This window comes from Rhabdobacter roseus (assembly GCF_014202275.1).
Lineage (GTDB): Bacteria > Bacteroidota > Bacteroidia > Cytophagales > Spirosomataceae > Rhabdobacter > Rhabdobacter roseus.
This window is the reverse complement of record NZ_JACHGF010000004.1, coordinates 366,002-379,736: the sequence shown is the minus strand read 5'-3', so window position 1 is coordinate 379,736 and position 13,735 is coordinate 366,002. Positions and strand designations below refer to the sequence as shown.

The window sequence follows — 13,735 nt, the reverse complement described above, 5'->3', positions numbered from 1 at the left end:
AATATTTAGCTTAAAATGCTGCTTGATTTTCAGCAGTAGCCTTTTTTAATAAAAAGCTAAAAAAAATGACGTATAGGAGCCAACCCTTTGGCTCCTATACGTGTCTTAAAGGATATCCAACCAATAAGCCGCACACAGCATGAAATACTATCTACCTCTTTTTAGCGCTTTAGCTTTATTCTTCTTTACGCGCCTGGCAGCCCAGGACTGCAAGCCTACACTCACGGCCACCGGTGCCACTACTATTTGTGCAGGCGACACGGCCTGGTTGTTCGTCGCTCCACAACCCAATACAACCTACCGCTGGTTTCGCGATGCGCAAGAGCAGGGCTTTGCGGACGACACTCTGGTAGCGGTGCTGGCTTCGGGGAGTTATCAGGTGGAAGCCCGGCAGCGCGCTCAGCAAGTCAAACGTATCCTGACGGGCCGCACCGAGCGAAATCTTTTTTCACTAGGATTCAACGGACAGCAGATTTTGGTGAATGGAGGCGGGTTTTACTACTACTATACGCTGCCGACACAGAGCATGGTCCGTACCTCGCTGACCTTATCGACCCAAGGCGAAGAAGTATCCTTTTTGGATACTATTCAAACAGCTCCTTATCATAGTCTGGGATTCTCGCGCGCCGATTCAACCTTTGGTTGGCGGGTGGCGGATCGCCTGGCTGAGTTTACTAATGACGGGGGACAGTCGTGGTATCCCATGCCCATCGAATCAACAACACCGCTGTCGAGTATACGAGACCTAAGTCTTAAAAAAGCGTACTTTGTTAATCCTACGACGGGTTTTCTGGCCATCGAAGTCTACTACTATCGGGCGGTTACGCATCCTCCGGCTTTGTGGACGTACAAAAATGGCATCATGCGGCCAGTCAATATTTTCCGTCCTGATTATCATCAATACGGTACCGGGCGAGACGAAAACGTGACGGATCTACAATTTCCTACTGACAGTACTGGCTTTGTGCTTTCAAGCACGGGCGGCATTGCCAAAACCACCGACGCGGGCACTACCTGGACTATTGTCAATCCAAGCAAAGGCCTGCGCAGCGCCTACTTCCTGCCCTACGAATACAACGAGACGGCAAGCCGGACGGCGGCGCGCCTCAACGCTGAATACGCCGGACTAGGCTGGGCGGTGGGCGACAGCGGGCGAATCTTGAAAACCATCGACGGCGGCTTGACCTGGCTGGATCAGTCGGTAGATGCCGCTTACCAGCTCACCAAGGTGTACTTTACTTCCGAGCTGGACGGCTACGCCGTGGGCAAAGGCGGGTTACTGCTCAGTACCCAGGACGGTGGTGCCTCCTGGACCCGCTGGGAAACCCCCACTCAGGAAGATCTCAACGACCTGCTCTTCACCGACGCCGACCACGGCTGGGCCGTGGGTAACAAGGGGGTGATCCTGCAACTCAACGCCACCAGCTGTCAGTCGCTCTCCGAGCCCGTGGTGGTGACGGTGAACCCCGTTCCGGCCCCGCCGACGATCACCGCCAGCGGGGACCTCAAGCTGGTGTCGAGCGCTCCAACCGGCAACCAGTGGTACCTCAACGGCACGGCCGTCCAAGGCGCTACGGGCACCGAGTACTCGCCCATGAGTGCCGGTACGTACAGCGTCACTACCACCCAGAGCGGCTGCGCCAGCGGGATGTCAGAAGGCTTTACCTTCACCGTTACGTCCGACGAACTGTCGCTGGCGTCGGCCGCGGCGGTGTACCCCAACCCTACCTCGGAGCAGCTGTACGTGAAGCTCAAAGCGCTGGGCCAGCCCGTGAGCCTGGAGCTGTATTCATTGCAAGGCGTGCGGGTCGCGCAGAAAAATGTAGCCGCTACGATTCGGGAAACGGTTGTACCTTTGGGGCTGGAAGGCCTGCCGACGGGCGCGTACGTGCTGCGCATCCGGAGCGGTACCTTCTCCCAAAGCAGTAAGGTACTTGTGAACCGCTAACCAACGTCTTGACCGAACACATCTTACAGTACATCGTTCTGATCCTTTACCTGCTGCCGTTGCTGTTTATTTTAGCGTACAGCCTGGCGCAGTTGAGCTTGGTACTTCTTTATTGGAAAGAAAAAAGAAACGAAAACGCGGAGCCCGTATCGGATCATTGGCCGCCCGTGACGGTACAGCTGCCGGTCTATAACGAACGCTACGTCGTGGAGCGGCTCATCGAGGCCGTCATGGCACTGGACTACCCGCGCGAGCTCCTCCAGATCCAGCTCCTCGACGACTCCACCGACGACACCGTAGAGCTGATTGCCCGCAAGGTACTTTACTACCAGGCGCAGGGCTTTACGATACAGCACATCCGGCGGCGCGAGCGCACGGGCTTCAAAGCCGGGGCGCTCGCGCACGGCCTGGATACCGCCACGGGCGAATTCATAGCCATTTTTGACGCCGATTTTATCCCCGCTCCCCCTTTTTTACGCCGCACGCTTCCTCATTTTACCAACCCAACCGTAGGCGTGGTGCAGAGCCGCTGGAGCCACCTCAACGAAGACTACTCCTGGATCACGCGCCTGCAGGCCTTCGGGCTGGACGCCCACTTTACCATCGAGCAGGTGGGGCGGAGCGCCGGGGGGTACTTTATCAATTTTAACGGTACGGCCGGGCTGTGGCGCAAAGCCACCATCGCCGACGCGGGCGGGTGGTCGGCCGATACCCTCACCGAAGACCTGGACCTGAGCTACCGGGCGCAGCAGCGGGGCTGGCGGTTTGTGTACCTGGAAAACCTCCTGAGTCCCGCCGAACTACCCGTCACGATGCCCGCCGTGAAGTCGCAGCAGTACCGCTGGACCAAAGGGGCCGCCGAGTGCGCCCGCAAAAACCTGGGAGCCGTCTGGCGCGACCGGCAGCTTCCGCTGGCTACCAGGCTGCACGCTTCTTTTCATTTGTTGAATAGCTCCGTTTTTATCGCTACGCTGCTCATTGCGCTGCTCAGCGTGCCCATGCTCTGGCTGCAGGTACCCTGGCCGTGGCTCGGTCTGTTCCAGGTAAGTATGGTCATTTTAGCGGTTTTTTACTGGTCGGCCTACCGCCAGAAAGGTACTTTTGGGACGTTCGTCATTACCTTTCCGGCCTTTATCACCATGATGCTGGGGCTCTCGCTGCACAACGCCGTGGCGGTGCTGGAAGGGTACTTGGGCCGAAAAACGCCCTTCGTCCGCACGCCCAAATTCAACGTGACCTCCCGCACCGACGCCTGGCGACAAAGTACCTACCACATCCGGCGCGTTCCGCCGCTCACCTGGGTGGAGTGGGCGCTGACGGGGTACTTTGCGCTGGGGCTCGTGATGGGCGTGCTGCGGGGGCAGTACGGGGCGTTTGGGTTTCATTTGCTGCTGGTACTAGGCTACGGATCGGTGGCCTACTACTCGGTGCGCCATTCGCTGGGCAAGGCATGAGGTACTTGTACGGGGTACTTTGGGCGCTACTTTCGCTGCTGGGCTACGGCTGGCTGGCCTACGGTACCGCCCGCACCGACAGCGCTCAGCTGCTGCTGCTGTGGGCCGGGCTTTTTGCGTTGTACGCGCTACTATTTTTTATTCCAAAGCACAAAGTACCCCTTGCGTGGCTCCTCGGGGCCGCCATAGCCGGTAGGCTGGTGTGGCTAGTGGCGGTCCCTGCCCTTTCCGACGACATTTACCGCTTCATCTGGGACGGACAGCTCCTGGCCCACGGCCACAATCCCTACCAGTACCTACCCACCGACCTCCTGAAGGTACCCTGGGCGCGGGCCGTCGGGCTCGATGAGGTACTTTACGCCCGACTCAATTCGCCGCATTACTACAGCGTGTACCCGCCGCTGCTCCAGGGGTGGTTTGCCGTGGCTACGACGCTGGGCGGTGCCAGTACCCTGGCCGCGGCGGGTTGGCTGCGGCTGCCGATCGGGCTGGCGGAGGTGGGTACTTTGCTACTGCTGCCGAAGGTACTTGTGCACTACGGGCTGGAGAAAAACGCCGCCCAGCGGCGCGCCTGGCTGCTCTACGGGCTCAATCCTTTCCTTATCGTAGAGCTGGTGGGCAACCTGCACTACGAGGGCGTCACGATCTTTTTCATGATGCTGTGTTTGTCTTTTTACCAAAAACAAAAAAGGGTACTTTCAGCCCTGGCGCTGGCTTTGGCGGTGGGCTTCAAGCTGCTGCCGCTGATTTTTTTGCCGCTGCTGCTCCATCAACTACCCGGCCCGCGGCGCTTCAGGTACCTGACCGTGGTAGGCGTGGGCGTGCTACTCCCCTTTGCTTTCTTCTTTAACCCCGACCAGGTACTTCACTTTTCCAGCAGTCTGGACCTCTACTTCCGGCGCTTTGAGTTCAACGCCGGGCTGTACTACCTGCTGCGGGCCGTGGGTACCTGGCTGCTGGGCTACAACCCCATCGGGCTGTTGGGGCCACTGCTCTCGCTGCTGAGTCTGGGGGGTATTTTGTTTCTTTCTTATGCCCGAAAAGTACCCTTTACGCTGCCCGAGCGCCTGCTGTTGATCCTGACGGTGTACCTGTTTTGCGCCACCACGGTGCATCCCTGGTACGTAGCGCCGCTGCTGGCACTGGGTACTTTTACCCACTACAGGTACCCCCTGCTGTGGTCGGTGCTGCTGCCGCTGACGTACCTGGCCTACGCCCAGGTACCTTTTCAGGAACCAAGGTGGGTACTGGTACTCGAATACGGGCTGGTGTGGGCCTGCCTGGCCTGGGAACTGAGAAGGTGCCTGTCGACTCGCCACAGCTAAGGTTTTTTTTGGGCGGAAGGTCTTCCACCCGCCAAGGTACCCTTGGGGCCAAAGATTCTACTGGCTCTTGAAAGAGCTTTATGCCTACTTATCCTTACCCCCGCTATAACCTTCCTTGGCTTTCTGTTTTAAGGTGTAGGGAGTAAGTGTTATTCAGTTATGCTGATTTTAATAAAAGCTGAAAACGTATGGCCCACAAATAAAAAACCACCTATGCATTTTGCATAGGTGGTTGATTTTCAAGTGGACTCGTAGGGATTCGAACATATTTACTTTATCTTAATTGAAATTGTTAAAGAATAGCCATTTTCTATGCAAAGAATAGGATTTCCTAATTTCACTTATCAGTATTTGTTAAGATAAATAAAGAAAAAACGTCCCCTAATACGTCCCCTCTTAATAAAGTGAATACTTTTTTCACTAGTTTTATCTCACGTTTCGACAAATGCAAGATATACTGTGAAAAGGACCTTAAATGAGGTACGGTTCGTGCTTAAAGAGCCGGCCGCTACTACCCCAACGCTTATTTATCTCCTATACCGTTTTGGCGGACAGCGCTTGAAGTATTCTACCGGGGAGAAGATCATTCCCTCTGAGTGGGATGAGGAGAGCCAACGCGCAAGAGTTACCCAGAAGGATCGAAACCTAAGGCAGCTCTATAAAGACATCAATAATCAGCTTGATCGGTACGAAGGTAAAGTCAAGGAGCTTAGACGCGACTTTGACTTAACTGGTATTCCTCTGTCTACCGAGGTATTTAAAGAACATCTCGACAAAGAATTCAAAGAGGGGGCCCGACCCAAGAAGAAGAGTACCGAAAACCAGGAAAGTCTCTTTCAATTTGTAACACGCTATATTGAAGAGTGCCGGGATGGAAAAAGGCTCATTAGCCGGAAGAATAGAAAATACAACCCTAATTCCCTAAAACACCATACTACTACCCTACACAACTTGGAGGAATTTCAACGGTTTACAGGACGAGGTATAAATTTCTCCAACATTGACGTAGCCTTTCATAGGTCCTTCGTAGAGTGGCTGACCAATGAAAAAAAGTACGCACAAAACACTATTGGCAACCAAATCAAGAATTTAAAGTCCTGGCTTACCGCGGCCCATAAGGAAGGGCTACATCAAAATAGGGCTCACGAAGGTGAAGAGTTTAATAAGCCCAGTGAGGAAACGGCTTCGGTTTACCTCAACGATAAGGAGCTTGACCTAATTTATCACCTCTCTCTTTCCGAAAATAAAAGGCTGGATAAGGTCAGAGATCTTTTTTTGATCGGCTGCTACACGGGCCTACGTTTTTCGGACTTCTCTCAGCTCAAGCCTGAAAACATTACCCATGGGGGTAGAATCCTTTCGGTTACTACCCAAAAAACAGGTTCCCGGGTTTTCGTTCCAATGACTCCCAAGGTGACTGCCATATTAGAAAAGCATTCATTCGATCCACCAAGGGCGATGAGCAATCAGAAGATGAACGATTATCTCAAAGAGCTCGCTAAGCTGGCAGGATTAACCGAAAGAGTTGAGGTGACTATAACTAAGGCTGGCCGCAGGATCACAAAGTATGTAGAGAAATTTAAGCTGATATCCACTCATACGGCCCGCAGATCTTTTGCTACTAACGCCTACCTGGCAGGAGTGCCTACCATTGACATCATGAAAATTACCGGACACAAGACGGAAACAGCCTTTATGAAATATATTAAAGTCTCAGGCGAAGAAACGGCCATCCGGATGCTGGAACACGATCATTTTAGGCAGTCGTCAATCACCATAGCCGGGTAGATTTTATCTCCAAAATCATTCTTCAACATCCAATCGAAATGAAAGCCATGGAAGGCCTATCTAAATTACTTGAAAGTCAAGGCATTAATTACCTCAGAGAGATTATTCTAGAAAGGAAAGAACAAGAATTTGAAGAGCATCTAAAAATAATTGCCATAGGAATTACCTTGGCCGAGATGGATAAAGACAGAACATTGGCCAATCAGCTCAGGGCAGAGAGGGAACAGATTTTGAATAAAAGAGCTGATTTTTATCAAAAGCTGAAAGAAGAGGAGGAAGAACCAGCTCAATCCTCAAAACATACTTTTGACCCCCAAAATCCAAAATTAACCTGGACTGGCAAGAACAATGATGTTTACCAAGTTTTTCTACGACTAAAATCTAATCCCAGATGTTGCATCCAGCAATCCGAAGATGAGATAAAACGATTTGTTAGCAATCATTTCATTGGTTTAGCGCCTAGTCGACCTGTAGTAAAGCAATTAACGTGGACAGGAGAAGCAACGGCCCTATACTACGCATTTGGAGAAATGCTTGACCTGAGATTGTTTAAAGAAAAAAATAAGGAAGTCGCCATTTTTATAAATTTTCGTTTTGGATTAGGAGTTGAAGATGAAACTGTAAGATCCGCAGTGTCCAGGAAAAACCCTCCTAAGCCTCACCTTATGAGCAACTTAATGCTGGTTGAGGAGCCAAGGGGATGTCTTTAATTTAAACATAATTTATACACACCCAATACACATTCTTGTCGTTACTTATCATTGCATAGCTACTTCGTGCCAAGTTAAATCAAATAATTTGACACGATATGGCAACTCCAAAAACAATTCAGCTAGTTAGCTACACCCCTGAGCAGTTCGAGACCTTACTAAAAGAGTCAGTAACGGCAGTATTACAGAGGTGGACTCCCCCTATTAAATCTCAATCTAACTTACCCGAATACCTCACAAGGCAGCAAACGGCAAATTTGCTTCAGATCTCACTAGTTACTTTGAATGATTGGTGCAAGAGGGGGGTTCTTCAATCGAAGCGTATCCAGGGAAGGGTCCGCTTTGAGCGAGCAGAGGTAGAGTCTGCCCTCAAAGACATCAAAAACCTGCGCTACAAAAGGAAATAATCCCTCAGCCTTACAAGCGCCATGGAGATCACGTTAAAAATATCCGTCCTACCCGTCGAGCCGAGTTACTCTGAGCTGAGAATCCTTTTCGACGCCCTTGCTGACTACAACAAAAAAATTAAGTTGAAGGCAGCTGATTATAGGCAAAGGGCCCATGAGCTTGAACGGTCCGACATACAGCGGCTAGATCAAGAAGTCGATGCTTTGGACAGTCTTATTACCAAGCTGTCGGAAGAAAAGGGAAAAATAGATTGGCACAGCCTGATTTGGCTTCAATAGCCTAATGATGCTAAATCAGGGAGCAGGATTGTGTATAAAAAGAAGGAGGCAGCCAATGGCCACCTCTCTCTGAAAGTTTCGACAATCCTAATAACATAGGTTATCAAGATATATCTTCAAAGATACAACATCATGGCTTACAGAACAAAACAGCCTATACCGGCTGGAGGTAAGACAATAGCCGAAAAAAGCGAAAATGCGTTGGATGTGCTGCGTAAAAAAGCGAATCAAGCGACCCGCCTCCGGCACCCTTCATTGCCTCAACACGCCCTTCCCAAGGCCAAGTTTTCTGACCGAACGACCAACGGCCTTACCAATGCTGTCATTACCTATATCCGCCTGTTAGGAGGTCAGGCCGAACGGATCAGCGTCGAGGGGAGGGTTATCGACCGCCGAAAGACCTTTGTCGACGTCATCGGCCGCAGCCGAACCGTAGGAAGCGTCCAACGTATACGCTCCTCCGCACAAGTAGGAAGCGCAGACATCGCAGCTACGATCAACGGCCGTTCCGTGAAGATCGAAGTTAAGAAAGGCTCGGATCGCCAACGTAAAGCCCAACGTGAATACCAACGTCAGGTAGAAGGAGCTGGAGGGGTCTACTTGCTCGTTTCGAATTTTCAGCAATTCTACGACTGGTACGAGGCCTTCATTGGGGCAGAAAAGAGATTGTTGGTATGAAAAATACGCAATATTTCCCCCACGACTACAATGCTCGGAATGACCCCGCGATCAGCATTCTCATCAGCGAGTTCGGGGCCGCTGGATATGGTATTTATTGGTGTTTAATAGAGATGCTACACGAAGAAGAAGATAACAGGATCCTGGTCAAGGAGCTGTTTTACCGTGCTATATGCGTAAAAATGATGATCGACGCCGAACAGGTCAAAGCGATTGTCGGGCGTTGTCTGGAATATGAATTATTGCAGGTTGATGAAGGATACTTATACTCAAACCGAGTACTCAGAAACGTAGAAAAGCGGGAAAAGGCATTGGAGCAGCGATCAGCTGCAGGGCGGGCCAGTGCAGAAAGTAGAAGGCGTAAGGCAAATTCAACGACCGTTGAACGACCGTTGAACGAGACACAACAACCGTTCAACGAATCGCAACGAACTTCAACAAATAAAATAAAAGGAAAAGAAAAGAAAGAAAATATAAATATACCCTTTGATGTTTTTTGGGATTCGTATGACAATAAAGTTGGTAGGGCTGCATCTCAAAAGAAGTGGGAAAAACTGACAGATCAAGAGCGCGATTTAGCCCTACAGGATATTCCCAAATATATTGAATGGCTCATTGATCGCCTGCCAGACCACAAGAAGGGACTCAAGGAAGAACGTCGCAAGTATCAGAATTACCCTTTAAAGTACCTCAACGGCCAGCATTGGTTGGATGAAAGGGCCCCAGTCTCCTTACCTCCCACTACCCCCGCCCACAGAACCAAAATACTACAATGACGACAAATAACGAACTATCCGCTCCCTGGACTCAGCCCGGCTACCAGGGCAAGCTAAGGACAACGCCGAAGCTGACAGCCTCCCTCCAGGCGCATATTGACCCCGAGGCTTTGGTGGAAACGACCTTTCAGCTTCTCATCGAGGGGAGCATTGATGAACCTAAGGCCACAAAAATAATCCGAAACCATGAAGACCACCCATAAAGGCACCTCCCTGGATTCCCTGGCCAGGTTCGTTGATGTCTACCAGGAGCGTCTGCTGGTCACGGCCCTGGCCCATCATCCGGCTATGATCGCCCCGGTTCAAAAACTACTGCCCGGAACGGAGGTCTTCCAGGATGAGGCAGCCCGCATTTGCTACGAGTGCATTAGTGAGCTTCACCGTGAAGGAGAGATCATTCGGCCCCATGCGGTCTTGACCCGGATACGGGCCCGGGGAAGGTTTGAAACGTTGAAGGCCGCCAAGCTCTCACTGGCCTTTGACGACATGGCCCCCAATAAGCCCGTAGAGATCATTGATTGCGCCGAAGGTATACTCTCTCTTTATCGCAGGCATAAAGCCTATGAGCTTAATTTAACTCTCCATCAACAGCTTTCTGGTGAGGCTTCTGATACCGAGCTGGCCGACATCTGTCAAAACGTTCATAAAGCACTTACGCTTTCGGGTCTGGGCAAGCTGGAAAAATCCAGCAAGGAAGCCGCCATGGAGGCGCTGGGCAAGGTCAACAAGAGCATGGCGGCCCGGAAGACAGGAAAGACCGTTGGCGTACCCTCTGGAAGCGCTAAGCTGGATAGGTACACCGGAGGTTGGCAGGAAGACCAGCTGATCATCCTGGCCGGTCGCCCCGGATCCGGAAAGACCAGCTGCGCGCTGGATTTTACCCTGGCCGCGGCCCGGGCCGGGCATCCCGTTGGTTTCTTCTCGGCCGCCAACCTGACCGGTATTGAGTACCGGCGCATCCGCAACGGAGAAGTTGATTTGGAAGACTACAAGCGAATTGAGAATGCTTTGGCTGAGCTTGCCAAACTACCAATCTATTTCTTCGACGACACCGCCGTCAAAGATGTCCACCGCCTGGAAGCCATTGCCAGCGAATGGAGAAGAATCCATAAGATTGAACTCATCATCATCGACTACATCCAGTACCTGGAGATCAAAGGGCACACGAAGGGCTACGACCGGGTCACGGAGGTAACCAAAGCCGTCAAGACTATGCAGCGGAACTTGAAAATTCCGGTCATTGCCCTGGCCCAGCTCAGCCGGGCTACCGAAGGGCGTTCCGACCCCAGACCCAAGGATTCGGACCTCAAAGAGTCCGGGCAGCTGGAACAGGACGCCTCGCTGATCATTGGCCTGTTCAATCCGGAGTACTATGCCCGCAAGAACATAACGCTCTACGATGAGCAGTACGGGGAAGGAAATAAGGTACCCTTCAAGCCGGGTACCTACTGTCTGTACCTTCTGAAAAACCGGGATGGGGATGTAGGGCGGGCGGATCGCTTTGCCGATCTAGCTACCGGCCGATTCAGTGACCATTCTCCTGCGTTTCAGCCCCTGGAAGCCAATTCCAATTACTCGACGCCCATGTCGAGTGAGGTTAATCTAACCCTTGAAAAAGTCGACGATACTCCATTTTAGCTCCTCAACAGGAGGAATAGTTACAAACAGAGGTGCGCTAAATACCCTCTATTAACGATTACAATAAAAATTCTACCCTTTTAGCTTAATTGAAGCGCGAAAAGAATCATTGTAAACCAAGTAGTATGATTGCGTTCATTATGAAATCTTCCCCGTCACGATGCACCCTAAGCCCTGAACTTAACAACAGGCCCTCTCGCGATGATTTATACACCATCTACATCCGGATTATCGAGAACCGGAAAAAGAAGCGCATCAAAACGGATCTTGCTATACCTAAGGAGCACTTCAACCCTAAGGCAGAATATGGACATTGGGTTAAGCGCAAGGATCCAAAACATGCCAAATACAACCGGCAAATAGAAAAGGCTATCATCGAACTGCAGGAGGAAATCCAGTGGATTAGGGACCAGGGATTACCAGTATTTGAAAGCATCAACCGGGAGCCGGACCCTAACTCCGAAAGCACACTCACAGTCCAGCAGCATTTTGATAGCATACTGGAAGCGACGAAGGTAGAATACTCCTACATCTACTACAAAGGCTCCATGTCTAAGCTAAACCGGTTTGCCGATTTTATCGGAACAGAAGTGCCTCTGACTGATGTAAATCCTGAGCATATCCGTCTATTTAAGCTCCACTTAATCGAAAAGAAACTCTCGAATGTGACGATCAATAATATCATGAAAGCAATCCATAATGCTTTTCTTCCAGCCCTTAGAGCTGGTACCATCGAGAAGGACCCCTTCCGGGCAAACACGAGCCTTACGGAGTACCCCAGCCAAAAGCCGCGACTCACCGATGAGCAGATCAACCAACTCGAAGCTTTATATCTTAAGAGCGATAAAGCAAAAAATTGGACATTCCACGCTAGGAACATGTATCTATTCTCCTACTATAATGCTGGTATCCGGGTAGCGGATCTGATCCAGCTCCGCCGCGGAAATATTACCCCAGATGGAAGGCTGGAATACGAGATGGATAAGACCGGTCACCGTAAAAGCATTGCCCTGAACGCTGGAGCGCGTCGGATCTTGGACATTTACTTCAATCCCATGGCCAATCCCATGGACTACCTCTTTCCGGTGCTCGACAGCAATGCTCCCTACGCCCACTATATCACCCACCGTGAAAAAAAAGATATGGACTTTGAGCTAAAAAAAATGCTCTTTAACGCCATTACCACCAAGACTTCGCAAATCAATAACAACTTAAAAATAGTCTCAGAGGCAATTGAACTTGGCTTTAACATCACCTTCCACACGGCCCGTCACTCCTTCGCCGACAAAGCCCGGCGCTCCATGAAGAAAGAAGGAAGCAAAGTGACGATGTACGACATAAAAAACGCCCTGGGGCACAAATCAGTCGTGACCACAGAGCGTTACATCAATTCGTTTGATAAGGAAAGCCTGGATGAGGCTATGGGGTCGATTTTTGATTTGTAGATCACGTCGATATGACCAGAGATCTACTACCCCTACCGTTTTGCAGACCGTAAAAAAGAAAAGAGCACTAAATTAAGATTGATATGCTCATTGCCGTAGATGAAACGAAGTTAAATGCCCTGACGGCCGCGGTAGACCGACTTGCAGAGGAGGTTAAAGCGCTGCGCCTGAAGGAAACCACCCAGGAGGTATTAACCCACAATGAGGCCGCAAGGTACCTAAAAGTAGCGCCTCGTACCCTGCATGAATACAAGCGCCGGGAGCAGATTGCCTTTATCCAAGTTGGCCAGAAGGTACTTTACACTCGCCGGGACTTAGATACGTTCCTTGAGGAGTACAGGGTGCCTGCGCGGTAATTGATTGAAAAATGGAACAAATTCCATTTCTGTAAAACGGCAAAATGCATATATCAAAAATAGATCAATCGAAATATTATCTTTCTACCTCCTCCCCATGATCCATCTAACTACAAAAATATTAAACCCACTTATGGCCACGAAAACAGACAAAACGATTATCACGACGAGTGACTTGGCGAACCGGATTGCTCAGAAGCATCAAGCAGTAGCGCATGAGGAAGATTTAGAGGAAAGGGGTCATGCCAATAATCTTCAACATCAGCGCACAGAGCTCCAGGCCCTCCTCGACCTAGTAGAGGAGGAGCAATTGACAGGCAATAATTAAGACAACGCGATAGGAATAGCAGTTCCCAATCCCTTACACGTGTCATTAGCCTAATTTCTAACTATGGCAAAGCGAAAAGTAACTACGAATAAAGGATGGTTCACTGAAGGTAATGAAGCTCGGAGAATCAAGAATAGCGACCTTGAGTTGCTAGTAGACCAATATTGCGAGCATTTATCAAGGGGGTATTCTAAACACACGTTCGCGCCTTGCGATTACAGAACTATTGAACAAAATGCCACCGAAAGCCAAGCCGAAAGGGTACGTTCAGCAGCAGCGAAGGGATTAGGCGTTTGGGAGCGAATTGTTCAAAGTGCGGCTTTCGGACTCCCTACCAATTTAATAAATGGAGGGAGTATTGAGCCAAATAAAGTCAATACCGCGCTTTTAATCTTTACGATGAAAAATAAGCTTGGTGCTATGGAACAAGGGGAAGAGAAGAGAAAGAGTGAAGGGGATAAGGAAGACCAGCCGACGAGGCAACATGCTTTTACGGTTATTCTCCCGAATGATGAGGGTGTTTCAGTCGAATTAGATCTATCTAACATCGGTGCGGCCGATGAGAAAGAGGCTTAAAGTAGATTTGATAATAATTCCCACGAT

General features: G+C 50.4%; 15 protein-coding genes. 14 read left to right on the top strand and 1 reads right to left on the bottom strand.

From position 1 onward, the window contains the following. Positions 1-139 precede the first annotated feature (139 nt). From HNQ92_RS15640 to HNQ92_RS15610, 7 genes are all read left to right on the top strand, one after another. Positions 140-1,948 (top strand): YCF48-related protein, encoded by a 1,809-nt coding sequence (locus tag HNQ92_RS15640; RefSeq protein ID WP_184174987.1) that lies wholly within the window; start codon positions 140-142, stop codon positions 1,946-1,948. A gap of 8 nt (positions 1,949-1,956) precedes the next feature. Next, positions 1,957-3,402: a cellulose synthase family protein gene (locus HNQ92_RS15635; protein ID WP_221307464.1), complete on the top strand. Its 1,446-nt coding sequence runs from the start codon at positions 1,957-1,959 to the stop codon at positions 3,400-3,402. Continuing rightward, positions 3,399-4,727 carry an MptA/MptB family glycosyltransferase gene (locus HNQ92_RS15630; RefSeq protein WP_184174986.1) on the top strand — a complete coding sequence of 443 codons (1,329 nt, stop codon included), beginning with the start codon at positions 3,399-3,401 and terminating at the stop codon, positions 4,725-4,727. Before HNQ92_RS15635 ends, HNQ92_RS15630 begins: the two co-directional genes overlap by 4 nt. Before the next feature lie 459 nt (positions 4,728-5,186). Beyond that, entirely contained in the window at positions 5,187-6,515 is a 1,329-nt protein-coding gene (locus tag HNQ92_RS15625) for a site-specific integrase (RefSeq protein WP_343063006.1), read from the top strand. A 38-nt stretch (positions 6,516-6,553) separates the two neighbouring features. Beyond that, positions 6,554-7,225 carry a hypothetical protein gene (locus HNQ92_RS15620; protein ID WP_184174984.1) on the top strand — a complete coding sequence of 224 codons (672 nt, stop codon included), beginning with the start codon at positions 6,554-6,556 and terminating at the stop codon, positions 7,223-7,225. Positions 7,226-7,323: 98 nt separating this feature from the next. Further along, positions 7,324-7,632, top strand: coding sequence for a helix-turn-helix domain-containing protein (locus HNQ92_RS29185; RefSeq protein ID WP_184174983.1), 309 nt, complete (start codon positions 7,324-7,326; stop codon positions 7,630-7,632). Between the two features lie 21 nt (positions 7,633-7,653). Beyond that, a complete protein-coding gene (locus HNQ92_RS15610) occupies positions 7,654-7,911 on the top strand; it encodes a hypothetical protein (protein WP_184174982.1) in 258 nt (85 codons plus the stop codon). A gap of 342 nt (positions 7,912-8,253) precedes the next feature. Here HNQ92_RS15610 and HNQ92_RS15605 read toward each other — a convergent pair whose 3' ends face one another. Beyond that, the gene (locus HNQ92_RS15605; RefSeq protein WP_184174981.1) at positions 8,254-8,535 is read right to left on the bottom strand and encodes a hypothetical protein; all 282 of its coding nucleotides are present in this window, start codon (positions 8,533-8,535) and stop codon (positions 8,254-8,256) included. A 50-nt stretch (positions 8,536-8,585) separates the two neighbouring features. On the opposite strand from HNQ92_RS15605, the gene HNQ92_RS15600 reads away from it, so the two are divergent. From HNQ92_RS15600 to HNQ92_RS15570, 7 genes are all read left to right on the top strand, one after another. After that, a complete protein-coding gene (locus HNQ92_RS15600; protein ID WP_184174980.1) occupies positions 8,586-9,365 on the top strand; it encodes a DUF4373 domain-containing protein in 780 nt (259 codons plus the stop codon). Continuing rightward, positions 9,362-9,568 (top strand): hypothetical protein, encoded by a 207-nt coding sequence (locus HNQ92_RS15595; RefSeq protein WP_184174979.1) that lies wholly within the window; start codon positions 9,362-9,364, stop codon positions 9,566-9,568. Before HNQ92_RS15600 ends, HNQ92_RS15595 begins: the two co-directional genes overlap by 4 nt. Next, the gene (locus HNQ92_RS15590) at positions 9,552-11,003 is read left to right on the top strand and encodes a replicative DNA helicase (protein ID WP_184174978.1); all 1,452 of its coding nucleotides are present in this window, start codon (positions 9,552-9,554) and stop codon (positions 11,001-11,003) included. The genes HNQ92_RS15595 and HNQ92_RS15590 overlap by 17 nt, the downstream gene beginning before the upstream one ends. A gap of 125 nt (positions 11,004-11,128) precedes the next feature. Continuing rightward, positions 11,129-12,448, top strand: a complete 1,320-nt coding sequence (locus tag HNQ92_RS15585) for a tyrosine-type recombinase/integrase (protein ID WP_184174977.1) — start codon at positions 11,129-11,131, stop codon at positions 12,446-12,448. Positions 12,449-12,531: 83 nt separating this feature from the next. Continuing rightward, positions 12,532-12,804 (top strand): helix-turn-helix domain-containing protein, encoded by a 273-nt coding sequence (locus HNQ92_RS15580; RefSeq protein ID WP_184174976.1) that lies wholly within the window; start codon positions 12,532-12,534, stop codon positions 12,802-12,804. Positions 12,805-12,937: 133 nt separating this feature from the next. Then, on the top strand, positions 12,938-13,132 hold the full coding sequence (locus HNQ92_RS15575) for a hypothetical protein (RefSeq protein WP_184174975.1): 195 nt from the start codon (positions 12,938-12,940) through the stop codon (positions 13,130-13,132). Between the two features lie 63 nt (positions 13,133-13,195). Beyond that, complete coding sequence (locus HNQ92_RS15570) at positions 13,196-13,708, top strand: hypothetical protein (RefSeq protein ID WP_184174974.1); 513 nt, start codon at positions 13,196-13,198, stop codon at positions 13,706-13,708. Positions 13,709-13,735: the final 27 nt, after the last annotated feature.

Coding starts and splice junctions, on each gene's coding strand:
- HNQ92_RS15595 (WP_184174979.1), top strand. CDS start 9,362: ATGACGACAAATAACGAACTATCCGCTCCCTGGACTCAGCCCGGCTAC.
- HNQ92_RS15585 (WP_184174977.1), top strand. CDS start 11,129: ATGATTGCGTTCATTATGAAATCTTCCCCGTCACGATGCACCCTAAGC.
- HNQ92_RS15600 (WP_184174980.1), top strand. CDS start 8,586: ATGAAAAATACGCAATATTTCCCCCACGACTACAATGCTCGGAATGAC.
- HNQ92_RS15580 (WP_184174976.1), top strand. CDS start 12,532: ATGCTCATTGCCGTAGATGAAACGAAGTTAAATGCCCTGACGGCCGCG.
- HNQ92_RS15620 (WP_184174984.1), top strand. CDS start 6,554: ATGAAAGCCATGGAAGGCCTATCTAAATTACTTGAAAGTCAAGGCATT.
- HNQ92_RS15630 (WP_184174986.1), top strand. CDS start 3,399: ATGAGGTACTTGTACGGGGTACTTTGGGCGCTACTTTCGCTGCTGGGC.
- HNQ92_RS15590 (WP_184174978.1), top strand. CDS start 9,552: ATGAAGACCACCCATAAAGGCACCTCCCTGGATTCCCTGGCCAGGTTC.
- HNQ92_RS15570 (WP_184174974.1), top strand. CDS start 13,196: ATGGCAAAGCGAAAAGTAACTACGAATAAAGGATGGTTCACTGAAGGT.
- HNQ92_RS29185 (WP_184174983.1), top strand. CDS start 7,324: ATGGCAACTCCAAAAACAATTCAGCTAGTTAGCTACACCCCTGAGCAG.
- HNQ92_RS15575 (WP_184174975.1), top strand. CDS start 12,938: ATGGCCACGAAAACAGACAAAACGATTATCACGACGAGTGACTTGGCG.
- HNQ92_RS15640 (WP_184174987.1), top strand. CDS start 140: ATGAAATACTATCTACCTCTTTTTAGCGCTTTAGCTTTATTCTTCTTT.
- HNQ92_RS15610 (WP_184174982.1), top strand. CDS start 7,654: ATGGAGATCACGTTAAAAATATCCGTCCTACCCGTCGAGCCGAGTTAC.